This is a genomic window from Ruminococcus sp. AM42-11 (genome assembly GCF_003480145.1).
Taxonomy (GTDB): Bacteria; Bacillota; Clostridia; order Lachnospirales; family Lachnospiraceae; genus Blautia_A; species Blautia_A faecis.
The window spans coordinates 77,633-99,979 of the sequence record NZ_QUIO01000004.1; the positions used below are offsets into that span (position 1 = coordinate 77,633).

Genomic DNA, 22,347 nt, shown 5'->3' on the forward strand with positions numbered 1-22,347 from the left:
CATTGATAAAGGAGAGGAGTAAAAAATGTCATTACTTGAAGTTACAAATCTGAAAAAAATATATACCACCCGTTTTGGCGGAAATAAGGTGCAGGCATTGACCAATGTGAATTTTTCTGTGGAAAAAGGTGAATTTGTTGCAATTATGGGAGAAAGCGGTTCCGGAAAAACTACACTTCTGAATATTCTTGCAACACTGGATAAACCTACTTCCGGAGACGTACTTCTGGATGGAAAAAGCCTGGGACACCTTTCTGACAAGGAGATTTCTACATTTCGAAGAAAAAATCTGGGCTTTGTGTTCCAGGATTTTAATCTTCTTGATACCTTCAGCCTGAGGGATAATATTTATCTGCGCTGGTGCTGGCTGGTGAAGATTACCGGGAAATGGGGCAGAAAATCCGCCCTATTGCACAGGCTCTTCATATTTATGAACTGCTGGAAAAATATCCTTATGAGTCTCTGGAGGACAGAAACAAAGATGTGCAGTTGCCAGGGCTCTGATTACACAGCCGCGCCTGGTCCTTGCGGATGAACCCACAGGGGCTCTCGATTCCAAGGCTGCAAATGCTCTTCTGGACGTTTTCGGAGAGATAAACAGACAGGGACAGACCATTCTCATGGTTACTCACAGCGCCCAGGCAGCTAGCCGGGCATCCAGGGTTCTGTTCATAAAAGATGGTGAAGTTTTCCACCAGATCTATCGCGGCGAGAAAACAAAAGAGGAGATGTATCAGATGATTTCCGATACCTTAACCATTTTGATGACGGGCGGTGAGTATCATGCGTAAGGGATTTTTTGCCAGGCTGGCAGTTGTAAACATCCGAAAAAACAAACAGATCTATGTGCCCTATATTCTGGCGTGTCTGTTCAATGTGGCAATGCTGTATATGATGCTTTTTATCAATCATAATGCAGGAATGAAAACGATCCGTCACAGTGGTGACGTGTTGATGATCACGACTATGGGAGTTGGCGTTATTGTTATTTTCTCCTTTATTTTCCTGTTGTACAGCAACAGTTTCCTCATGAAAAGAAGACAAAAGGAACTGGGACTTTACAACATTCTCGGTTTGGAAAAGAAGCATATCAGCAGGGTTATGATGCTGGAGAATCTGTTTAGTGCCTTGATCAGTTTTGTTGGCGGAATCCTTGTGGGAATTCTGGGAAGCAAGCTGGCGCTTCTGCTGCTCTTGAAACTGATCAAGGTTCCGGCGTCCTTTGGGTTCGAAGTCAGCGTTCCGGCAATCAGAATATGCCTGGAAGTGTTTGGAGCTATTTTTGTTTTGATCCTTCTGGTAAATATCAGGAAGGTTTACAAAACAAACCCGATTCAGCTTCTTCATGCACAAAATGCAGGGGAAAAGGAACCAAAAGCAAAATGGCTGATGGCGGTTGCTGGTTTTATCTGTCTGTTTATCGGATATTATATTGCCATTACCACAGAGTCTCCTCTTTCGGCGCTGGCGCTGTTCTTTGTGGCAGTGGTTCTGGTAATGGCAGGAACGTATCTTCTTTTCACAGCAGGAAGCATTGTGGTGCTCAAAGTCCTGCGCTGGAATAAGAAATTTTATTATAAAACCAAGAATTTTACTGCTGTTTCCGGTATGCTGTACCGCATGAAACAAAATGCAGTTGGACTTGCAAGTATCTGCATTCTGAGCACAGGCGTACTTCTGATGATCTCTTCTACGGTGTGCCTGAATTCCGGACTGGATGATATTATGAACAAACGCTGTCCGGCGGATGTGAATGTGCTGTACCGGGGAAATTCTTATGAAGATCTGGAAAAAATGAGAGAGAAATTACTGGGAAAAATTGAAAACCAGGTTTCTTATGAGAAAATTAACACCGAAATTGCTTTTTCATCTACGCTTGTGGGAAGCGAAGATGGGAGCTGGAAATTTGCAAATGTTGATGGGAGTTCCCTTATGGCAATGCCAGCCTCATTGGAAACCCTTACCGTGGTTCCACAGGAAGAGTATGCCAGGGTTACGGGAGAAGAGATTTCCCTTGCGCCAGGTGAAGTTCTTGCTTACCACAATGGAAAAACAGACGGTGAGACTCTGGAGATTCATAACAAGGTTTACCAGGTGAAAGAATGGCTGAAAAATTACCAGTATGTGGGAGATAATTTTTCTTCTATGGATTCTTTGAAGCTGGTTGTAAATGACGAAGACTTTTTTGCTTTGTTTTTGCAGCAGGAGAAAGTTTATCAAAGTGCAATGTCTCTGATGGAACTGGAAACGGATGTGTATCTGTCTGGAAGTGAAGAAGAAAAATATGCATCTGCCACCAAAGTAAGCGATCTTGCAACGGAGCTTCTGGATTCCGAAAAAGCAGCTGGAACTATAGAAGTGGGAATGAACTACAATACTATAAAACAGGATCTGTATAACAGTTTTTACAGTATGTTCGGTGGAATTTTGTTCCTTGGAATTTTCCTTGGACTGCTGTTCCTGATGGGGGCGGCCATGATCATTTACTACAAGCAGGTTTCAGAGGGCTATGAGGATAAGGAACGGTTCGAGATCATGCAGAAGGTGGGCATGACTCATAAAGAGGTGAAATCTTCCATTCACAGACAGATCCTTATGGTATTTTTCCTTCCTCTTGGAATGGCAGCACTGCATATTGCTATGGCATTTCCTATGGTAAAGAGACTGCTGGCGCTGTTTAGCATGACAAACAGCGGTTTGTTTGCCAGATGCACGGTGGTGACATTATTGATATTTGCTTTGGTTTATGGCGTGATTTATGGGCTGACAGCGAAGGTTTATTACAAGATTGTAGAGAGAAAGTGAGAATACAAGGGATAATAGTTGAATTTATTAGTGTAAAGTGCTACAATGAGAGAGCCTGGGAGGCCAAAACTGTTTCCCAGGCTCTTTGCGTGACTACAGAAGAAACCGGAGGAAATCTCTCATGAAAAAAGAGAGCTTTAAACAAGGAATTACCGATGGAATCCCCATTGCCCTGGGGTATCTGGCTGTTTCCTTTACGTTTGGTATGATGGCGGTGCAGGGCGGACTGTCTATCTGGCAGGCGGTCTTGATTTCTTTGACGAATCTTACGTCAGCGGGACAATTTGCAGGTCTTGATATTATCATAGCAGGAGGTTCCTTATGGGAAATGGCACTTACTCAGCTGATTATCAATCTGAGATACTGTCTGATGTCGTTTTCCCTTTCACAGAAGCTAAGACGTGATGAAACTTGGGGGCATCGTTACGGAGTTGCATTTGGCGTAACAGATGAGATATTTGGAGTCAGTGCCAGTAAACCGGGGAAAGTCAGTGCGTTTTATAATTATGGTGTAATGAGTGTAGCAATCCCGGGATGGACCATTGGAACCCTGCTTGGAGCTATTTCAGGAAGTATTCTTCCTGATTTTATTATGAGTGCACTTGGAGTTGCCATTTATGGAATGTTTTTGGCTGTCATTATTCCGCCATCCAAGAAAAACAAAGCAGTGCTTCTGGTTGTTCTTGGAGCAATGGCAGTGAGCGCATTATTTGCCTGGGTTCCTGTATTATCGAAAGTCTCATCCGGATTTGTGATTATTATTACTACAATTCTGGTAGCCGGACTGGCAGCATGGCTTTGCCCGGTTGATGAAGAAAATGCCAAGGAGGAAGCTCATGAAGCCTAATGTTTATATTTATATCCTGGTTATGGCTGGCGTTACATATTTGATCCGTATGCTGCCATTGGCACTGGCGAAGAAGGAGATTACCAATCCTTTTATAAAATCATTTCTGTTTTATGTGCCCTATGCCTGTCTGGCAGCTATGACGTTTCCGGCGATTTTGTCGGCAACGGCAAGTGTAATTTCTGCTGTAGTGGGATTTGTAGTGGCGCTGATTGCAGCATACAAAGAGAAGAGTCTGCTGACTGTGGCGCTTCTTGCCTGTGGTGCAGTATTTATTGTAGAAAGAATAATGGCCTTTGCGGTGTAAGCATTACAAAATGCCTACGGTCCGCAAGGGCCTTTTTATTGAGTCATTCTCCAAGAAATTCCAGATCAATTTCCCCATCAAATACAGTAGTAGCCGGACCAGTCATATAAACCTGATCGTCATTTTCGTCCCAGAAAATATTAAGGTCGCCACCAAGAAGCTTCACGGTAACCGGCTGATCACGATCAACCAGCCCGTTCAAAATAGAAGCAACTGCAACTGCGCAGGCACCTGTTCCGCAAGCCAGAGTTTCACCGGAACCGCGCTCCCAGACTCTCATCTGGACAGTGTGTCGGTCGATGACTTTTACGAATTCGGTATTGACGCGGTCCGGGAAATTTATATGGTTTTCAAAAGATGGACCGATCTTTTCGATTTCCAGTCCGTCTACGTCATCCATGTATACGATGGCGTGAGGATTTCCCATGGAAACAGCTGTAAAGTGATAAATCTGTCCGTCTACTTCAATAGGGGCATTTACGACCTGCTCAGACTCAGATACAACTGGAATCAGAGAAGCCTGAAGAATAGGGGCGCCCATATTGACCTTTACCATACTGACTTTTCCGTCACGGATAGAAAGATCCAGATATTTCACGCCGCTTTTGGTCGCTACGCTGATACTGGTCTTGTTTACAATGCCGTAATCGTAAGCATACTTGGCTACACAGCGGATGCCATTGCCGCACATAGCACCCTGGGAACCATCCAGGTTGTACATATCCATCTCACAGTCTGCAATGTCAGACGGCTTAATCAGAATCAGTCCGTCTGAGCCAATTCCAAAATGTCTGTCACTCACAAATTTGGCAACTGCTGATGGATCTTTCACAGTTTCTTTAAAACAGTTCACATATACATAATCGTTGCCGATACCATGCATTTTTGTAAATTTCATAACAAATACCTCCTGTTTAGGCGGTTAACGCCTTGGTCATTCAATTATTTAATTACTCCACACGAATCATATCATAACACAGATCTGTTATCAAAAAGTGAATTTTTCCAAATAATGACAAAGAAGTTGGGGAAATTTATGGAAACTCTTGCATTTTTCCCAAAAGCTGATAAAATGAGGAAAAGATAGATGAATGAATATGCAGAAAGCATGAATAATTATGTCCCCATCTTGTGAAGTCGGTTGTTGTGGAAGAAATAAATAGCAACAGCTTACTATGTGGATGAAGATATAAGGAACTGGTTCTGTATATGAGATTAAGAGGAGGAAAAGAATATGAAAAAATTAGTAGCTCTTGCACTTGGCACAGTAATGGCAGTTTCCATGACTGCTGGCGTATCTGCTGCAACTGTTGAGTCAAAGGATGATCTTAAGAATGCAACAATCGGTGTACAGCTTGGTACAACCGGTGATATTGAAGCTAGTGAATATGAGGCTGACGGGGCAACTGTTAAGCGTTACAGCAAAGGAAGCGAAGCAATCCAGGCACTTATGGCCGGTCAGATTGACTGTGTGATCATCGACTCACAGCCAGCTCAGAAATTCGTTGAGAGCGCGGACGGACTGAAGATCCTGGACGAGCCATTCGTTGAAGAAGAGTATGCAATCTGCCTGAAGAAAGGCAATGATGAGCTTCTTGACAAGATCAACGGCGCATTAAAAGAACTGAAAGAGGACGGAACTGTTGATGACATTATGAACAACTACATCGGTGATAACATTGGCGAGACACCATATGAGTCTCCGGAAGATGTAGACCGTTCCAACGGAACTCTTGTAATGGCAACAAACGCTGAGTTCGAGCCATATGAGTATCGTGAAGGTGATGAGGTTGTTGGTATCGACGCTGATATTGCACAGGCAATCTGTGATAAGCTTGGATATGAGCTTGAGATCGACGATATGGAGTTTGATGCAATCCTTGCCGCAGTACAGTCTGGAAAAGCTGATTTCGGTGCTGCCGGAATGACCGTTACAGAGGATCGTCTGGAGAGTGTTGATTTCACAGACACCTATGCAAATGCAAGCCAGGTTATCATTGTAAAAGCTGACTGATAGAAATAATACAGCATAAGCTGTCAGAGAAGTGTGAGTCACCTAGATGAATGCTGTTTGGGAAAAGCTTGGAATGTATAAGCTTTGGATACAGGCAGATCAAGGTGACTCATACTAATGTTACTGACTGAAAGAATGAAAACAGCCAGCATACAGTTCTGGCAGCTTTTCCTATATGGAATGGTGCCGAAAGAGAAGCAGGCACTGCACCATTAGATAAGCAAATAAAAAGGGAAATAATATGTTTGAAAAATTTGGACACGATTTTTATATCAATTTTATAAAAGATGACAGATACACCTGGCTGCTGGATGGTTTGAAAAATACCATGATCATCACAGTTTTCGCCCTGTTGATCGGTATCTGTATCGGTTTTCTGGTGGCAATTATCCGTTCTTCCCACGATAAATCCGGGAATTTTAAAATTGCCAACTCCATCTGCAGAGTTTATCTGACTGTGATCCGTGGAACACCTACTGTGATCCAGCTTCTGATCATGAACTTTGTAGTTTTTGGTTCTGTAAGCGTCAATGAGATTCTGGTAGGAAGTCTGGCATTTGGTATCAACTCAGGTGCCTACGTTGCGGAGATCGTCCGTTCCGGAATCATGTCAATTGACCAGGGACAGACAGAGGCAGGACGTAGCCTGGGACTTAATTTTACCCAGACCATGCGTCTTATTATCATTCCACAGGCGTTTAAGAATGTGCTTCCTGCACTGGTAAATGAGTTTATCGTGCTGATCAAGGAAACTTCTATTATCGGTTACATCGGAATGATGGACCTGACCAAGGGTGCAATGCTGATCCAGAGCCGTACCTACAATGCTTTTATGCCTCTTCTGGCAGCAGCGGCAATTTATCTGATCGTGGTCATGGTACTGACCTTCTTTATGAATAAACTGGAGAGGAGACTGAGAACCAGTGAGCGTTGATAAGAGTAAAGTTTTGATCCAGGTACAGGATCTGAAAAAAGCGTTTGGATCCAATCAGGTTCTGGATGGAATTTCCACAGATATCTGTCAGGGCGAGGTTGTTGCCATTATCGGACCATCTGGCTCTGGTAAATCTACTTTCCTTCGTTCTCTCAACCTTCTGGAGGAGCCTACAGGAGGTAAAATCCTGTTTGAAGGAACAGATATCACAGATCCCAAGGTTGACATAAATCGACATCGTCAGAAGATCGGAATGGTTTTCCAGCAGTTTAATCTGTTTCCACACAAGACGGTAAAGCAGAATATTATGATGCACCGGTTGCCCTGAAACTGATGACAAAGGAAGAGGCTTCCAGACGTGCGGACGAGCTTCTTGCCCGTGTGGGACTTCCAGATAAGGCAAATGCTTATCCGGATATGCTTTCCGGTGGTCAGAAGCAGCGTATTGCCATTGCAAGATCCCTTGCCATGAATCCGGATGTTATGCTTTTTGACGAGCCTACTTCTGCACTGGATCCGGAGATGGTTGGAGAGGTTCTGGAGCTGATGAAAGAGCTTGCAAAGAGCGGCATGACTATGGTTGTAGTTACTCACGAGATGGGATTTGCAAGAGAGGTTGCAACAAGAGTTTTATTTATTGATGACGGTAAAATTCAGGAACAGAATGCGCCGAAGGAGTTTTTTGAAAATCCGCAGAATCCGCGATTGAAGGAATTTTTGTCTAAGGTTCTGTAAAAAGAAAAAAGACAACCTTTTCCATTGGTTTAAATGGGACAGAGGTTGTCTTTTTTTGTGTGAAAAATGCGGTGATTTAAAATCCTATGCGTTTTTCTTCATTTCTTTATAACAATATTTGATGATTTCTTTCCTTGTGACAATTCCGATAAAGTGATCCTGATCATCTATAACCGGAACAAAGTTCTGGTTGATTGCGCGGTCCAGGAGATCCTCCATGTCGCAGTCAACGTGTACCGGTTTGTAGGTGGCTCTTCTGGAGATAGCCATAACCGGTACTTCCTCGGCTGTTTTCATATCCGTGATGTTCAGATTTTTCATTCCCCAGAGAAGGTCACCCTCAGAAATAGTACCTACGTATTTTCCCTCTGGATTCAGAATAGGAATACAGGAAAATTTCCGGTGTTCCATTTTCTCAAGAGTCTGCCTCAAAGTTTCATTCTCGAAAATGTAGGCAATATCACTTTTCGGTGTTAAGAAAAAAAGTATATTCAATTTGATCCCTCGATTCTATTTTACAGAAGTGGAATACCGCCTTTAGCAGCTTCTTCCTGCATTTCCTTAGGCCACAGGGAAACATGTACTTCTCCAATATGAGCCTTGCGCAGGAAGAACATACAGATACGGGACTGACCGATACCGCCGCCGATGGTGTATGGAAGTTCTTTATTCAGAATGGCCTTCTGGAACGGGAGCTCTCTGCGGTCGTCACAGCCGGCTTCTGTAAGCTGTTTGTCAAGTGCTGTCTCGTCTACACGGATACCCATGGAAGAAAGTTCAAGGGCAATGTCCAGTACAGGATAGTATACCAGAATATCGCCGTTTAATTCCCAGTCATCATAGTCTGGAGCACGTCCGTCGTGGCGCTCGCCATTTGTCAGTTTCTTACCTACCTGCATAAGGAAAACAGCGCCTTTTTCTTTGACGATCTTGTATTCTCTTTCCTTAGGGGTAAGATCCGGATACATGTCTACAAGCTCTTCTGTGGAGACAAATGCAATCTCTCTTGGAAGAATTTCTTCTATGTAGTCATACTGTACTGCCATGTATTTCTCTGTCTTGCGGAGTACGCTGTAGATAGTACGGACAGTGTTAATGAGAGTTTCTACATTTCTCTCTTCTTTGGTGATGATCTTCTCCCAGTCCCACTGGTCTACATAGATGGAATGGATGTTGTCAACATCCTCATCACGGCGGATGGCAACCATATCGGTGTATAAGCCCTCACCTACAGAGAAACCATATTTCTTCAGTGCATAACGCTTCCATTTTGCAAGAGAATGTACGATTTCAGCGTTGCAGTCCATGCCTTTGATGTCAAAGCTTACCGGACGCTCCACGCCGTTCAGGTTATCATTGAGGCCGGAACTTGGATCTACAAATATAGGTGCGGAGACACGCAGAAGGTTCAGCTTCTGTGCAAGTGTCTGCTGGAAAAAATCTTTCACAGTTTTAATTGCTACCTGAGTATCATGAAGATTAAGGTCTGCATGATAGCCCATAGGAATTTTTAATTGTTCCATGGGAATCCTCCTTGTTGATTGTGTTAATCTCTGTTTTCTGTTCACGATAATTTCTAGTCAGACCGTGAACAGGAACAATCTTGGTTTATTATAACAGGTATTTTCCCGCTTGGCAATTTAGACCTTGCAAGAAATATGCAAAAAAGATACAATAAAAGACAAAGAATGTGATGATTTTTCCCTGTTAGAGCAAAAACAGGAATTACAGGTTGCAGTGAAACAGAATAACCAGAGAACCGGGAGGATGTCTATGGAGAAAAAGAGGTGCCAGGTCTGCGACGGGCCTGTTGTAAACGGCAGATGTAAGCTGTGTGGAATGCCTTATAGAAATGATGAGACTTTGTATCATCTGAATGAGAACCGAAGTGACCATTACCGTCATGCTACCAGCCGGGCGCGGGCAATCATGCGCCAGGAGGAAATCCCGCTGGGAGATAAGAAGGCTGGAAGTGCTGCATATAAGACCGGGACCGGAACAGGAGTGGCAGGAGCCGGAAATAAATATGATCAGAAAACGGGAATTGGAAGTTCTAAGTCACTGGCTGGTGCAGGCACAGGGAATTTTTATAATAAGGGAAGTGTGAAAGCAGGAAGTACATATGGAGGCAGCACTGGCGCTGCTAAGAATGGAAATAAGGTCTCTGTCCCTGCTGGGAATTATAATTCCAAGAGCAGACAAAGTACAGCTGGAACTTACAGCACTGCAGCTAAAAAAAGCAGTGTTTACACCCAGAAACCGGTAAAAAAGAAAAAAGGATCCCTTCTTGGATGGCTCATGGTCCTGGTGATCATCTGCGCAAGCTTACCGGAAATCCGGGATTCCCTGAAGGACAGCCTTGCTCCGATACTTGAAGAAGAATTTGGAGATATGTTCAGTTCTGGGGCTGATTCAGCCTCTTATAAACTGATGGCAGGAGATGTGCTGGAGGTTGGAGAAAATGTGGATGGAGGCATTGTCCCAGGATATTACATTGCTTCCTGTTCAAATGGTTTTGTGAGTTTTATGATCATGGGAGAAGATGGTGAAAACGGAAGCATGACAGTGACAGATGGCGTGGAGCGTAAGATTACCCTGAAAGAGGGAGATCTGATCGGAATCATAAATACAGAGTCAGAGGATTCCTCATTGATGCTTACTGCTCGTTGAGATTGGGGAAATAATAGTAAAATAATAGTAAAAAAAGGAACCTCGTCAGATGAGTACTTATTTCGTCGGAGGTTCCTTTTTGTATGTTTAGAGCGTATTTGAAAAATCATTCCCGCAAATTGTGACGCACATCTTGCAGAAAGCCTTTTTCAAACACTCTCTAGCGGATGGTAGTTCCTGTTTTCCCTTCATAGCCCTCTTTGGCATGAGCCATATCGGTAATCACAGTGCTCCGGCCTTCCCTTTTCTCAATAAAGGAAATACCTGCTTCGATTTTGGGAAGCATGGAACCGGAAGCAAACTGGTTCTCTTCAATGTATTTCTTAGCGTCCGCTACAGTGATGCTGCCAAGCTTCTGCTCATTTACCTGACCGTGGTTCAGACTTACGTTCTCTACACTTGTGAGAATCAGAAGAGTATCGGCATTTAATTCTTCTGCAAGAAGTCCTGCGGCAAGATCTTTCTCAATGATGGCACTGGCACCGTGAAGGTTGATGCCCTGCTCAAGCACTGGAATTCCACCGCCGCCGGCTGCGATAACAACCTGGTCTGCATTGAGAAGTGCTCGTATGGTCTCAAGCTCTACAATTCTCTGTGGCTTCGGAGCTGCTACGATTCGTCTGTATCCGCCATCAGCAAGTCTGGTGACAAAGTTTCCTTTTTCTTCTTCTGCTTCAGCTTCTTCCTCAGTGAGAACACGTCCGATAATTTTCTCCGGATCTGCAAAAGCGTCGTCATATGGATCAATAACAGTCTGGGTAAGAATGGTAGCAACAGGTTTGTAAATTCCGCGGCTGATAAATTCAGAGCGGATCGCATTCTGAAGGTCATATCCAATGTAGCCCTGGCTCATTGCGGAGCAGACTGACATAGGAGCGAATGTATAATCCGGGTGTGTCTTTCCAAATTCATTCATTGCAGTGTGGATCATGCCGATCTGTGGGCCATTGCTGTGGGAGATTACCACCTTGGCACCCTCTTCAACAAGATCTGCGATTGCTTTTGCTGCGGCTTTGGTGGCTACTTTCTGCTCTGGAAGTGTGGTGCCGAGAGCTCTGTGACCTAATGCAACTACTACGATTTTTTCACTCATAGGAGATACCTCGTTTCTGTCAAGAATATAATGCGGATATCAGAGTTAAGTGGATTACTGTGAAAGTATTCACAGCAACATGAATGATTTCTCCGGACATCCTTGTGTAATATCTTCCATTATAAAAGCTAAGGGTGGGAATTGCAATAGAAAAGTCCTTGAAACAGGAAAAGCCATCCGCATCAAGCAGATGGCTCATTTCCTATATTTTTGAGGGGGGAGATAGAGAGTGGTTTTTCATCTATCCGAAATTCATTATATCGGCAATTTGTGAGGAAAATGTGTCTCAAATCTAAAAGAAATCGAAAAAATATGAAATGAAAATAAAATCCGACCCTTTATTGCATTTAAAGACCAAGTGTGGTAAAGTAAACCTATCTTGTTTCTGCATTCTGCAGAAAAGAATTTCTACCGCGCCGGTTCGGCGCAAGATAACCCGTTTTTTGAAGGAAACCTGTTAACCTGGGCGTTTTATACGCTTTTTTGAAAATGGATGCATACAATGGCAAGGCAAATTTGCTTCGGAATGCTGTGAATAGGATCTGTTTAAGTGAGAAAGGTGTGATTCCCATGTGCTGTCAGTGACTCATTTATATGGTGATGTCGCCAGTAGGCGGCAAGTCCGTTTTGTAAAATAGTAGTTTAATAACAGAGATTAGTGAAAAATAGGGGTAGAAAAGGAGAAGTTATAATGAAAAACAGAATATGGAAAAAGATACTGGCAGTGGGAGTAAGTCTGCTTGCAGAAGCTGGGATGCTGGTTGGATGCACGGCGCAGCCGGCAGTGGCATATGGAGCAGAAATGGAAGGCGGGTTATCTGTTGCCCAAGATGCGGCATGGACAGATTTACAGAAATTTCAGGCGGTGATTTCTGTAAAGGCAGATGGGCTGGCGTCACTTACGTGGGAAAATGAAAACCAGGAATATGAAAGTGACGATGAAAATTTATTCAGCAGTGGAAATCAGGACGGGAGCCTGGAAAATGATCAATATGATTTTTCGGATGAAACAATACCTCATCCAACATCTTACGAACTGGTAGTCTGGCTTTCTGAATATTTTCAGCCAGATGCTTCGTTTATGGCACCTGAAGGCTGCCTGAAAGAGGAGCTCCTATCGAGACTGCTGACGGAAGATCCAGCAGTATAACCGGATTCCGCTGGAAAATAAATCCGGGAGAACAGGGCAAACAGCTGAAAATTCCGGTTACCTTGCGGGATGAATATCGTTTTCCAGCAGAAAAACATACAGTTCCTACCTGTCAGGATATTTTGCATGCAAATGGTGCTATAAGCGGAGAAGAAAATGGAGGTGGAGTTTACATTGTAAAAAAAGTGGAAAATGAAAAAACCATTTTGTGTAAAGCTTTATCTAAGAATCTGGAGATACCAGCTGCACACATGGATTTTTCAGTGGAAATGGAAGCCAAGGAAAAGGCGCTTTATACTGGAAAACGCATTCATATGGCAGTGAATCTGACAAATAATGGTCAGGTACCTTTTTATAAAATTTCCCTTCAGGCCAAAGTAAAAGAACAGGAACTGGTACCTGTGTGGGAAAAGGAGCCTGGCCTTGAAGTTTTGGAAAGTGGTGCAGTGTTGGAATGCCTTTCCGCAGGGGAAACACGAACCCTGTCTTTTTATATAGATCCGGACATAGATCAGAAAAGTAATCTGGAGCTGGAGCTTTTTGCAAAAACAGAAAATCCGGTTTCGTTGGAGCAAGCAGCAGAAAAACAGTTAACATTACAGCTGGGAAAAGCCTCTTTTACGGTAAAGAAAACAGCTGACTGCGACAACGCCAGCCCTGGGGAGACTGTGACTTATCAGATCAGTATTCACAATACCGGAGAGGTGACTCTGCATTCCGTAGTTACTACAGAACGTTTCGGGCTTGCCGGAGTAACAGCTACTTTTCAGGAACAGAGAGGTATAACCCTGAATAAAAGCAGAACTCAGGCGAAAATCCAGGAAATCGCACCTGGTGGCTGTGTGAATTTAAAGGCAAAAGTTGTACTTCCAAAAGATCTGAAAGACCAGAACCTGATGAATCAGATTATTGTAGTTACTGACGAGACTGGTGAGGAAAGTGCAGTGCGGGATCAGGCAACCATCCGTGTGGAAGATAAGGAGAAGGATGGTAGTGGAAATGGGAGCGGAAATGGAAAAGGGGGTGGAAATGGAGATGGAACTGGCATAGGCAGTGGGAATAATGATGGCAACACAATGGCTGCATCTACATCTCCATCTCCAAAAACAGGGGATTCTTCCCACAAAGAGCTGTTTCAGGTACTGATTCTGCTTTCGTTTCTTTTTTCCGCTGTAGCCGCCAGAAGAATGTTTGGAGGCAATGCTCACAGATGACCCGTGAATGGAAACTATAATGTGAGGTGAACGGTTACTGTTTTTTAACAGGAAAGATTGAAAACAAATTCTGTGTGTGATATTCTATAAAAGAGTATGCGTTGCTGTATGATGTCATCAGATTAGAGCGTGTTTGAAAAATCATTCCCGCAAATTGTGACACAAATCTTGTAGAAAGTCTTTTTCAAACAAGCTCTGGCGTGATTTTAAAGTAACGTCAATATAGGGAGGCATGTATTATGAAATTATCATCCTTATTAGAGAAGTTAGAATACACCTGCGTGCAGGGAAGCACAGAGCAGGAAGTCACTGGTGTTGTTTATGATTCCAGAAAGGTAACAGACGGCTCTCTGTTTATCTGTATCAGAGGTGCTGTTGTAGATGGACATAAATTTATCCCGGATGTAACAGCAAAAGGGGCTAAAGTTCTGGTAGTAGAAGAGGAGGTTTCTGCACCGTCGGATGTTACAGTTATCCAGGTGACAGACACCAGATATGCTATGGCATTTATTTCAGCAGCCTGGTTCGGACATCCGGCAGAGAAGCTGAAAACAATCGGAATTACCGGAACCAAGGGAAAAACTACCACTACCTATATGGTAAAATCCATTCTGGAAAATGCTGGATACAAGGTTGGTCTGATCGGTACTATTGAGGCAATTATTGGAAATAAGATAATACCTGCTTCTAATACTACACCAGAATCCTATGTAGTTCAGGAGTATTTTCACGAAATGGTGGAAGCTGGCTGTGATTGTGTGGTTATGGAAGTTTCCTCACAGGGGCTGATGCTGCATCGTACTCAGGGATTTGTGTTTGATTTTGGAATTTTTACAAATATTGAACCAGATCATATTGGTCCAAACGAGCACAAGGACTTTGACCATTATCTGTCTTGTAAAGCTATGCTTCTCAAGCAGTGCCGCGTAGGAATTGTAAACCGTGATGATGAGCATTTTGACAGAATTGTAGAGGGACATACCTGTACTCTGGAAACCTATGGCTTTTCAAAAAAAGCAGACCTTCGCGCTGAGGATGCCAGACTGATTGGAGGAAAAGGCTATCTTGGAATTTCCTATCAGCTGAAGGGACTTATGGATTTCCCTGTTGAAATCGACATCCCGGGTAAATTCAGTATTTACAACTCTCTTACCGCTATTGCAATCTGCCGTCATTTTAAGGTTTCCCAGGAAAATATCCTGAAGGCGCTGAAGGTAGCAAAAGTAAAAGGCCGTATTGAGATGGTGAAAGTATCTGATGAATTTACTCTGATGATTGATTATGCACATAATGCAATGGCTTTGGAAAGTCTTCTTACTACATTGCGTGAGTATCATCCACACAGACTGGTCTGCCTGTTTGGCTGTGGCGGAAACCGCTCCAGGCTTCGCCGTTATGAGATGGGAGAGGTTTCCGGTCGTCTGGCAGATCTGACCATCATCACTTCTGATAATCCGCGAGATGAGGAGCCTCAGGCTATTATTGATGACATCAAAGTGGGCATGGCGAAGACAGAAGGTAAATATGTGGAGATTCCAGATCGCAAGGAAGCAATCGCTTATGCCATCCATCACGGAGAACCAGGGGATATTGTGGTGCTGGCTGGTAAAGGTCATGAAGATTACCAGGAAATCAAAGGTAAAAAATATCCTATGGATGAGCGTGTGTTGATCGCAGATATTCTTGCTGGAAAGTAAAACATGACATATGCAGATATTATTGTAGACATTTCCCATGAGAAGCTGGATAAAAGCTTTCAATATCTGGTTCCGGAGAAACTGAAGGACGAGATACAGGTGGGAATGGTGGTTTCCATTCCATTTGGAAGAGGAAATCATGTGCGCAAGGGATATGTAGTGGGGATTTCTGATGAGCCCAAGGTAAAGGGAATCCAGCTTAAGTCTGTTGCCGGTATTGAAAATGATCAGGAAACCACAGAATCCAGGCTGATCGCGCTGGCAGGGTGGATGAAAGAAAATTATGGCTCTACCATGATCCAGGCTCTGAAAACAGTTCTTCCTATTCAGAAAAAGATGAAAGCCCAGGAAAAAAGGTGGATAACCCTTCTGATTTCCAGAGAAGATGGGGAAAAGCTTCTGGAAGAGCTCAGCATGACCAGATTTAAAGCACGTATCCGCCTTCTGGAAGCACTCTTGCAGAATGAAAATGGGAAAATTGAGACTGCCTGGGCTTCAAAGGAGCTTGGCACTACGGCTTCTGTCCTGAGATATTTTGAAGAACAGGGGATTGCTTCTGTGGAGTCAGATGAAGTGTATAGAAATGCAGTTGCAGATGCAGAGAATATTCCGCATGTGGCACCAGCAGTATTAAGTATATCCCAGCAAATGGCTGTGAATCAGATCTTATCAGAATGGGAACACCCGGATCCGAGACCGGTTCTTCTTCACGGAGTTACCGGCAGCGGAAAAACGGAAGTATATATGGAGCTGATCGATAAGGTGATAAAGGAAGGCGGTCAGGCAATCGTGCTGATTCCGGAAATTGCGCTGACTTATCAGACTGTACGGCGATTTTATGGTCGTTTTGGTGATAAGGTGTCGGTAATTAACTCCAGACTTTCCCTGGGAGAGCGTTATGACCAGTTTAAAAGAGCCAAACAGGGAGAACTGCAGGTTATGGTGGGACCCCGTTCAGCACTTTTTACTCCTTTTGGAAGGCTGAGGCTGATCATTATTGATGAGGAGCATGAATCTTCTTATAAAAGTGAAAACAGTCCAAGGTATCACGCCCGGGAAACGGCTATCCACAGAGCAAAGCTGGAAGGCGCAAGAGTAATTCTTGGTTCTGCAACTCCATCTATGGAAGCGTATTACAGGGCGAAAGAAGGAGAATATGTCCTTGTAAAGCTGGAAGCCAGATTTGAAGAAAGACCTCTTCCCAGGGTATCAATTATTGACATGAGGGAACAACTAAAAAAAGGAAACCGCCTTGCCCTCAGTCTGGAACTGAGAGAAGACCTGAGCCAGTGCCTGAAAAAAGGGGAGCAGGCCATGTTGTTTCTCAACCGCCGTGGCTACGCAGGGTTTGTTTCATGCCGTTCCTGCGGTCATGTAATGAAATGTCCTCACTGTGACGTTTCCTTAAGTGAGCATAATGGCAGAAAGCTGATCTGTCATTATTGTGGTTATGAAACTGTGAAACCGGACAAATGTCCAGTCTGTTCTTCCCCATATATAGGCGGTTTTAAAGCGGGAACCCAGCAGATCCAGCAGGTGGTAGAAAAAGAATTTCCAGAGGCAAGAGTTCTTCGAATGGATTACGACACTACAAGAGCTAAGGGAAGCTATGAAAAAATTCTGTCTGCTTTTTCCAGGCATGAGGCCGATATTTTGATTGGAACCCAGATGATCGTCAAGGGACATGATTTCCCGGATGTTACACTTGTGGGGATCCTTGCTGCAGATTTATCCCTGAATGCTGATGATTATCGCAGTGGTGAGCGCACTTTTCAGCTTCTTACCCAGGCGGTGGGACGAGCAGGAAGAGGAAGGAAAGAAGGCCATGCCTTGATCCAGACTTATAGTCCGGATCATTACAGCATACAGACAGCTGCAAAGCAGGATTACGAAGAATTTTACCAGGAAGAGATGGGATACCGTCTTCTTATGGATTATCCCCCGGCTGCCCATATGATGGCAGTGCTTGGTTCTTCGGAGGATGAGAAGCTTCTTGAGACAGCCATGCACTATCTTGGTCTGTTTACAGGAAAAATATATGCGGGAAAAGATCTTCATGTGATCGGTCCCGCCCCTGCGTCTGTAGGGAAAGTAAAGGATGTATACAGAAGAGTACTTTATCTGAAACATGAGAATTATGATCTGCTTGTCCGAATAAAGGACAGGCTGGAGGAATATATAGAAATCAATTCCGGCTTCAGAAAAGTTAATATACAATTTGATTTTTCATAAGGCGAAATACCGGAAATAAAGGGCTGCGTTAAGGTGCAGGGCTTTGAAACAACGGGTATTTCCAAATTCAAAGATAAAGGAGATAACACAGAGATGGCACTTAGAACAATCAGAACAGAGGGAGATTCCGTTTTAGAAAAAATCTGCAGACCAGTAGAGAAAATCGACAAACGTACAAAGGATCTGGTAGGAGACATGCTGGAAACCATGTATGACGCATGCGGTGTTGGCCTTGCAGCTCCCCAGGTGGGTATATTAAAGAGAATCGTAGTGATCGATATTGGAGATGGTCCAATTATTCTTATCAATCCGGAAATTCTTATGACATCCGGTGAGCAGACAGGCGAGGAGGGATGTTTAAGTGTTCCGGGAATGTCCGGTCAGGTTACCCGCCCAAATTATGTGAAGGTAAAAGCTCTTGATATGGATATGAATGAGCAGATATATGAAGGAGAAGGACTCCTTGCCCGTGCATTTTGTCATGAGCTGGATCATCTTGACGGAAAAATGTACACACGTCTGGTTGAAGGTGAATTACATCATGTAAGTTATGACAATGAGGAGGAAGAGGAATAAATGAAAATTGTTTATATGGGAACGCCGGATTTTGCAGTTAATCCCCTTCATGCACTGGCTGAAGCTGGCTATGAGGTGGCAGGTGTTATAACCCAGCCGGATAAGCCGAAGGGAAGGGGAAAGACTATGCTTCCCACTCCTGTAAAGGAAGAGGCAATGAAACATAGGTTCCCGGTTTACCAGCCTGTGAAGGTACGCGATCCGGAATTTTTACAGGTTCTGGAGAAACTGGATCCCGATATTATTGTGGTAGCTGCCTTTGGACAGATCATTCCCAAAAGCATTCTGGAGCTTCCGAAATACGGATGTATTAACATCCATGCATCCCTGCTTCCGAAATACCGCGGTGCAGCTCCTATTCAGCAGGCAGTTATTGATGGGGAAAAGGAGTCAGGTGTTACGATCATGAGAATGGGAACAGGTCTTGATACAGGAGATATGATCTCAAAGATCGTAGTGCCGATTGCAAAAGATGAGACGGGCGGAACTCTGTTTGATAAGCTTGCAGAAGCAGGAGCGAAGCTTCTTGTTGAGACATTGCCTCACATTTTTGATGGCACAGCTGTTTACGAGAAACAGCCGGAGGAAAGCCCTACTCCCTATGCCGGTATGATCACCAAACAGATGGGATTGATCAATTTCGGGAAATCAGCCGAGGAACTGGAAAGACTGGTGCGAGGTTTAAATCCGTGGCCAAGTGCATTTACTTTCTGGAATGGAAAAACTTTGAAGGTATGGGAAAGCTTTGTAGTAAAAAGTGAAGAAGCTGGCGCAGAAAAGTCAGAACCTGGAACGGTAGTAAAAACAGACAAAAAAGGAATTTACGTGGCTTGCGGTGAGGATGTTCTGGTACTTTCACAGGTACAGCTAGAAGGAAAAAAGAGAATGGATGCGGATGCATTCCTTCGAGGATGTCATATAGAAACCGGAAGCAGATTCACAGATAAAAAGGAGTGATCTTATGTACGGATATGGGTATCCTTATGGATTTTATGTTGATCCTACTTATGTATTGCTGATCATTGGAATGGTGCTGGCACTGGCTGCATCTGGAAAGATGAAAAGCACTTTTGCACGTTATCAGCAGGTGCGCAGCCATTCAGGTCTTACAGGAGCTCAGACTGCCCAGAGGATTTTAAATGCAGCCGGAATTTACGACGTAACGATTGTTCCAATTTCCGGAAGCCTTACAGATCATTATGATCCGAGAACAAAGAGGCTGGCACTTTCACAGGACGTATATGGAAGAACTTCTGTGGCAGCTGTATGTGTCGCTGCCCATGAGTGTGGTCATGCCATTCAGCACAATATAAATTATGCACCGCTGAATATCCGTTCAGCTATTGTTCCGGTGGCAAATATCGGATCTTCCCTTTCCTGGCCGATTTTTCTTCTGGGACTGATCCTTTCCATACCGGCACTTACAACTGTAGGAATTGTGCTGTTTTCACTGGCGGTACTGTTTCAGCTTGTACACTTCCGGTAGAATTCAATGCTTCCTCAAGAGCTTTAAAAATGCTGGAAAGCACAGGAATTTTAAGCCGCGAGGAAAACAAAGGTGCGAAGAAGGTTCTTACAGCGGCAGCCCTTACTTATGTAGCAGCTCTTGCTTCTTCCATTTTACAGCTTCTGAGACTGATCATACTTTCCGGAGGTAGAAGACGGGATGATTAACGGAATCAATTCCAGGGAGATGATCCTGGAAATTTTACTTGAAATCGAAGAGGGCGAGCACAGTCACGTGGCAATTCGGAATGCCCTTTCCAAATATCAGTTCCTTCCCAAACAGGACCGGGCATTTATCACCCGTGTCTGTGAAGGAACGCTGGAATACCGGATCCAGATTGATTACATTATCAATTCTTTTTCCAAGGTGACAGTTGATAAGATGAAGCCTGCAATCCGGGAAATTTTAAGAAGTGCAGTATATCAGCTGAAATACATGGATAGTGTGCCAGATAGCGCAGTGTGCAATGAGGCTGTGAAGCTGGCGCAAAGAAAAGGTTTTTATAATCTGAAGCCTTTTGTAAATGGTGTTCTTCGTACCATAGCCCGGGAAATGGATCAGGTCCGGTTCCCTCAAAAAGAAGATGATCTGTTGAAATATCTTTCTGTAAAGTATTCCATGCCAGAGGTGCTGGTAACCAGGTGGCTGGAAGCCTATGGAGAAGAAACAACAGAGAAGATACTGGCGGATTTTCTTACGGAACATCCTCTTACCATCAGATGCCGAACTTATCTGAATTCCAAGGAAGAGATTGTAAAAAGCCTGGAAAGTCAGGGCGTTCATGTAGCGCCTGCTCCATATCTGCCTTATGCATACAGCATTTCTGATTTTAACCACATTCTTGCACTGGATGCTTTTATCAAGGGTAAAATCGTCGTGCAGGATGTAAGTTCCATGCTGGTTGCGGAGGTTGCAGATCCGAAGAAGGGTGATTATGTTATTGACGTGTGTGCTGCGCCAGGTGGAAAGAGTCTTCATATGGGAGACAAGATGGAGGGATATGGAACGGTAGATGCAAGAGATGTAAGCCAGTATAAAGTCAATCTGATCGAGGAAAATATCCAACGTACCAATTCTATTAATGTACAGGCAAGAGTGCAGGATGCTACTATTTTTGATCAGGATTCAGAACTGCTTGCAGATGTTGTAATTGCAGATGTACCTTGTTCCGGGTATGGAGTGATCGGCAAGAAGCCGGAAATCAAATACCGTGTTACGCCACAGAAACAGGATGAAATAGTGATTCTGCAGAGAACCATTCTGGATCGCGCAGCAAACTATGTGAAGCCAAGAGGAGAGCTGATCTTCAGTACCTGTACCATTGCAAAAGAAGAAAACGAAGAGAACATGATGTGGTTTTTGAATAATTATCCATTTAAGCTGGAGAGCCTGGATCCTTATCTTCCAGAGGAGCTGCACTCAGAGACAACTGCACTTGGATATCTGCAGCTGCTTCCTGGAGTACATAAGACAGACGGCTTCTTTATTGCGAAATTCAGAAGAAAATAGGAATATAAATATGACAGACATTAAGTCGATGACGAAAGACGAACTGAAAAATCTGATAACCGAACTGGGAGAGAAACCCTTTCGGGCAAAGCAGATCTACAGCTGGTTACATGAACATCTGGTAACCTCTTATGATGAGATGGGAAACATACCAGGAAAATTAAAAGAAAAACTGAAAGACTATCCCATAGCGGCATTGGAAATGGTGGATGAACAGGTTTCTGCCATTGACGGCACAAGAAAATATCTGTTCCGCCTTTCTGATGGAAATGTGATCGAGAGTGTTCTTATGCGTTATAAGCATGGAAATTCCGTATGTATTTCGTCACAGGTAGGCTGTAAAATGGGGTGTCGTTTTTGTGCTTCCACTATTGGAGGCTGGACAAGAAACCTTCTTCCTTCGGAAATGCTGGATCAGATTTACAGGATCCAGAGCATAACGGGAGAGCGGGTATCTAATGTAGTAGTAATGGGAACCGGCGAACCTATGGATAATTATGATCATATTGTACGCTTTGTACATCTGCTTTCCGATGAAGATGGTCTTAACATCAGCCAGAGGAATATCACCGTATCGACCTGCGGAATTGTTCCGAAAATTTATGAGCTTGCAAAGGAAAAACTGCAGATTACCCTTGCCCTGTCTCTGCATGCACCAAATGATGAAAAAAGACAGGAACTTATGCCTATTGCACAGCGGTACAGTATGGACGAAGTCCTGGATGCATGCCGCAATTATTTTCAGGAGACTGGCAGGAGAATTACTTTTGAATACAGTCTTGTGGCTGGTGTTAATGACAGTGACGAAGATGCAAGAGAGCTGAGCAGCAGAATCCATGATATTAATTGTCATGTAAATCTAATCCCGGTAAACCCTATTAAGGAGCGTTCTTACAGGCGTTCTACGCATCAGGCTGTAGAGAATTTTAAAATAAAACTTGAAAAATGCGGAATTAATGTTACTATTAGAAGGGAAATGGGCAGTGACATAGACGGTGCCTGTGGACAATTACGAAAAAGTTATATGGAAAAAAGTTACGATCCGCAGTAATGAAAA

General features: G+C 43.7%; 18 protein-coding genes and 3 pseudogenes. 17 read left to right on the forward strand and 4 right to left on the reverse strand.

All coding sequences use genetic code 11. The features are described 5' to 3' along the window. Window positions 1-25 precede the first annotated feature (25 nt). The 4 genes and pseudogenes from DW904_RS03975 to DW904_RS03990 all read left to right on the forward strand — a co-directional run bounded on the left by DW904_RS03975 (window position 26) and on the right by DW904_RS03990 (window position 3,959). Window positions 26-791: pseudogene (locus tag DW904_RS03975) on the forward strand (ABC transporter ATP-binding protein). Beyond that, the gene (locus DW904_RS03980; protein ID WP_118578174.1) at window positions 784-2,805 is read left to right on the forward strand and encodes an ABC transporter permease; all 2,022 of its coding nucleotides are present in this window, start codon (window positions 784-786) and stop codon (window positions 2,803-2,805) included. The pseudogene DW904_RS03975 and the gene DW904_RS03980 overlap by 8 nt, the downstream one beginning before the upstream one ends. Window positions 2,806-2,926: 121 nt before the next feature. Then, complete coding sequence (locus DW904_RS03985) at window positions 2,927-3,652, forward strand: AzlC family ABC transporter permease (RefSeq protein ID WP_118578175.1); 726 nt, start codon at window positions 2,927-2,929, stop codon at window positions 3,650-3,652. Further along, the gene (locus tag DW904_RS03990) at window positions 3,642-3,959 is read left to right on the forward strand and encodes an AzlD domain-containing protein (RefSeq protein WP_118578176.1); all 318 of its coding nucleotides are present in this window, start codon (window positions 3,642-3,644) and stop codon (window positions 3,957-3,959) included. The genes DW904_RS03985 and DW904_RS03990 overlap by 11 nt, the downstream gene beginning before the upstream one ends. A 43-nt stretch (window positions 3,960-4,002) precedes the next feature. Here DW904_RS03990 and dapF read toward each other — a convergent pair whose 3' ends face one another. Beyond that, the gene (dapF, locus tag DW904_RS03995) at window positions 4,003-4,857 is read right to left on the reverse strand and encodes a diaminopimelate epimerase (protein ID WP_118578177.1); all 855 of its coding nucleotides are present in this window, start codon (window positions 4,855-4,857) and stop codon (window positions 4,003-4,005) included. Between the two features lie 336 nt (window positions 4,858-5,193). Here dapF and DW904_RS04000 point away from each other — a divergent pair, with 336 nt between their 5' ends. The 3 genes and pseudogenes from DW904_RS04000 to DW904_RS04010 all read left to right on the forward strand — a co-directional run bounded on the left by DW904_RS04000 (window position 5,194) and on the right by DW904_RS04010 (window position 7,642). Beyond that, complete coding sequence (locus DW904_RS04000) at window positions 5,194-5,973, forward strand: transporter substrate-binding domain-containing protein (protein ID WP_118578178.1); 780 nt, start codon at window positions 5,194-5,196, stop codon at window positions 5,971-5,973. A gap of 241 nt (window positions 5,974-6,214) precedes the next feature. Continuing rightward, on the forward strand, window positions 6,215-6,907 hold the full coding sequence (locus DW904_RS04005; RefSeq protein WP_118578179.1) for an amino acid ABC transporter permease: 693 nt from the start codon (window positions 6,215-6,217) through the stop codon (window positions 6,905-6,907). A gap of 13 nt (window positions 6,908-6,920) precedes the next feature. After that, window positions 6,921-7,642: pseudogene (locus DW904_RS04010) on the forward strand (amino acid ABC transporter ATP-binding protein). Window positions 7,643-7,726: 84 nt separating this feature from the next. Here the strand turns inward: DW904_RS04010 and DW904_RS04015 are convergent. Then, on the reverse strand, window positions 7,727-8,137 hold the full coding sequence (locus DW904_RS04015; protein WP_118578180.1) for a CBS domain-containing protein: 411 nt from the start codon (window positions 8,135-8,137) through the stop codon (window positions 7,727-7,729). 20 nt (window positions 8,138-8,157) lie between these two features. Beyond that, a complete protein-coding gene (gene asnA / locus DW904_RS04020) occupies window positions 8,158-9,165 on the reverse strand; it encodes an aspartate--ammonia ligase (RefSeq protein WP_118578181.1) in 1,008 nt (335 codons plus the stop codon). 250 nt (window positions 9,166-9,415) lie between these two features. On the opposite strand from asnA, the gene DW904_RS04025 reads away from it, so the two are divergent. Further along, window positions 9,416-10,312: a hypothetical protein gene (locus DW904_RS04025; RefSeq protein WP_147422290.1), complete on the forward strand. Its 897-nt coding sequence runs from the start codon at window positions 9,416-9,418 to the stop codon at window positions 10,310-10,312. A 160-nt stretch (window positions 10,313-10,472) separates the two neighbouring features. On the opposite strand, the gene arcC is transcribed toward DW904_RS04025, so the two are convergent. Next, window positions 10,473-11,405, reverse strand: a complete 933-nt coding sequence (arcC, locus tag DW904_RS04030) for a carbamate kinase (protein ID WP_118578183.1) — start codon at window positions 11,403-11,405, stop codon at window positions 10,473-10,475. A 691-nt stretch (window positions 11,406-12,096) separates the two neighbouring features. Between arcC and DW904_RS04035 the strand changes: the two genes are divergently transcribed. From DW904_RS04035 to rlmN, 9 genes and pseudogenes are all read left to right on the forward strand, one after another. Then, the gene (locus DW904_RS04035; RefSeq protein ID WP_118578184.1) at window positions 12,097-12,555 is read left to right on the forward strand and encodes a hypothetical protein; all 459 of its coding nucleotides are present in this window, start codon (window positions 12,097-12,099) and stop codon (window positions 12,553-12,555) included. 62 nt (window positions 12,556-12,617) lie between these two features. Beyond that, complete coding sequence (locus DW904_RS04040; RefSeq protein WP_118578185.1) at window positions 12,618-13,769, forward strand: DUF11 domain-containing protein; 1,152 nt, start codon at window positions 12,618-12,620, stop codon at window positions 13,767-13,769. A 239-nt stretch (window positions 13,770-14,008) separates the two neighbouring features. Next, window positions 14,009-15,466, forward strand: coding sequence for a UDP-N-acetylmuramoyl-L-alanyl-D-glutamate--2,6-diaminopimelate ligase (locus DW904_RS04045; RefSeq protein ID WP_118578186.1), 1,458 nt, complete (start codon window positions 14,009-14,011; stop codon window positions 15,464-15,466). Between the two features lie 3 nt (window positions 15,467-15,469). Further along, window positions 15,470-17,698 (forward strand): primosomal protein N', encoded by a 2,229-nt coding sequence (gene priA / locus DW904_RS04050; RefSeq protein WP_118578187.1) that lies wholly within the window; start codon window positions 15,470-15,472, stop codon window positions 17,696-17,698. Between the two features lie 93 nt (window positions 17,699-17,791). After that, window positions 17,792-18,274: a peptide deformylase gene (gene def, locus DW904_RS04055; RefSeq protein ID WP_118578240.1), complete on the forward strand. Its 483-nt coding sequence runs from the start codon at window positions 17,792-17,794 to the stop codon at window positions 18,272-18,274. After that, complete coding sequence (gene fmt, locus DW904_RS04060; protein WP_118578188.1) at window positions 18,275-19,231, forward strand: methionyl-tRNA formyltransferase; 957 nt, start codon at window positions 18,275-18,277, stop codon at window positions 19,229-19,231. Window positions 19,232-19,235: 4 nt separating this feature from the next. After that, window positions 19,236-19,948: pseudogene (locus DW904_RS04065) on the forward strand (zinc metallopeptidase). Further along, window positions 19,941-21,290 (forward strand): 16S rRNA (cytosine(967)-C(5))-methyltransferase RsmB, encoded by a 1,350-nt coding sequence (gene rsmB / locus DW904_RS04070; RefSeq protein WP_118578189.1) that lies wholly within the window; start codon window positions 19,941-19,943, stop codon window positions 21,288-21,290. Before DW904_RS04065 ends, rsmB begins: the two are co-directional and overlap by 8 nt. Before the next feature lie 10 nt (window positions 21,291-21,300). Further along, a complete protein-coding gene (gene rlmN, locus DW904_RS04075; RefSeq protein ID WP_118578190.1) occupies window positions 21,301-22,341 on the forward strand; it encodes a 23S rRNA (adenine(2503)-C(2))-methyltransferase RlmN in 1,041 nt (346 codons plus the stop codon). The last annotated feature ends 6 nt before the right edge of the window (window positions 22,342-22,347 follow it).

Excerpts from the sequence above, each read along its gene's own strand:
- DW904_RS03985 (WP_118578175.1), top strand. The coding sequence starts at position 2,927 with ATGAAAAAAGAGAGCTTTAAACAAGGAATTACCGATGGAATCCCCATT.
- asnA (WP_118578181.1), bottom strand. The coding sequence starts at position 9,165 with ATGGAACAATTAAAAATTCCTATGGGCTATCATGCAGACCTTAATCTT.
- fmt (WP_118578188.1), top strand. The coding sequence starts at position 18,275 with ATGAAAATTGTTTATATGGGAACGCCGGATTTTGCAGTTAATCCCCTT.
- arcC (WP_118578183.1), bottom strand. The coding sequence starts at position 11,405 with ATGAGTGAAAAAATCGTAGTAGTTGCATTAGGTCACAGAGCTCTCGGC.
- DW904_RS04035 (WP_118578184.1), top strand. The coding sequence starts at position 12,097 with ATGAAAAACAGAATATGGAAAAAGATACTGGCAGTGGGAGTAAGTCTG.
- def (WP_118578240.1), top strand. The coding sequence starts at position 17,792 with ATGGCACTTAGAACAATCAGAACAGAGGGAGATTCCGTTTTAGAAAAA.
- DW904_RS04045 (WP_118578186.1), top strand. The coding sequence starts at position 14,009 with ATGAAATTATCATCCTTATTAGAGAAGTTAGAATACACCTGCGTGCAG.
- rsmB (WP_118578189.1), top strand. The coding sequence starts at position 19,941 with ATGATTAACGGAATCAATTCCAGGGAGATGATCCTGGAAATTTTACTT.
- rlmN (WP_118578190.1), top strand. The coding sequence starts at position 21,301 with ATGACAGACATTAAGTCGATGACGAAAGACGAACTGAAAAATCTGATA.
- DW904_RS04025 (WP_147422290.1), top strand. The coding sequence starts at position 9,416 with ATGGAGAAAAAGAGGTGCCAGGTCTGCGACGGGCCTGTTGTAAACGGC.
- DW904_RS03990 (WP_118578176.1), top strand. The coding sequence starts at position 3,642 with ATGAAGCCTAATGTTTATATTTATATCCTGGTTATGGCTGGCGTTACA.
- DW904_RS04005 (WP_118578179.1), top strand. The coding sequence starts at position 6,215 with ATGTTTGAAAAATTTGGACACGATTTTTATATCAATTTTATAAAAGAT.
- priA (WP_118578187.1), top strand. The coding sequence starts at position 15,470 with ATGACATATGCAGATATTATTGTAGACATTTCCCATGAGAAGCTGGAT.
- dapF (WP_118578177.1), bottom strand. The coding sequence starts at position 4,857 with ATGAAATTTACAAAAATGCATGGTATCGGCAACGATTATGTATATGTG.
- DW904_RS03980 (WP_118578174.1), top strand. The coding sequence starts at position 784 with ATGCGTAAGGGATTTTTTGCCAGGCTGGCAGTTGTAAACATCCGAAAA.
- DW904_RS04000 (WP_118578178.1), top strand. The coding sequence starts at position 5,194 with ATGAAAAAATTAGTAGCTCTTGCACTTGGCACAGTAATGGCAGTTTCC.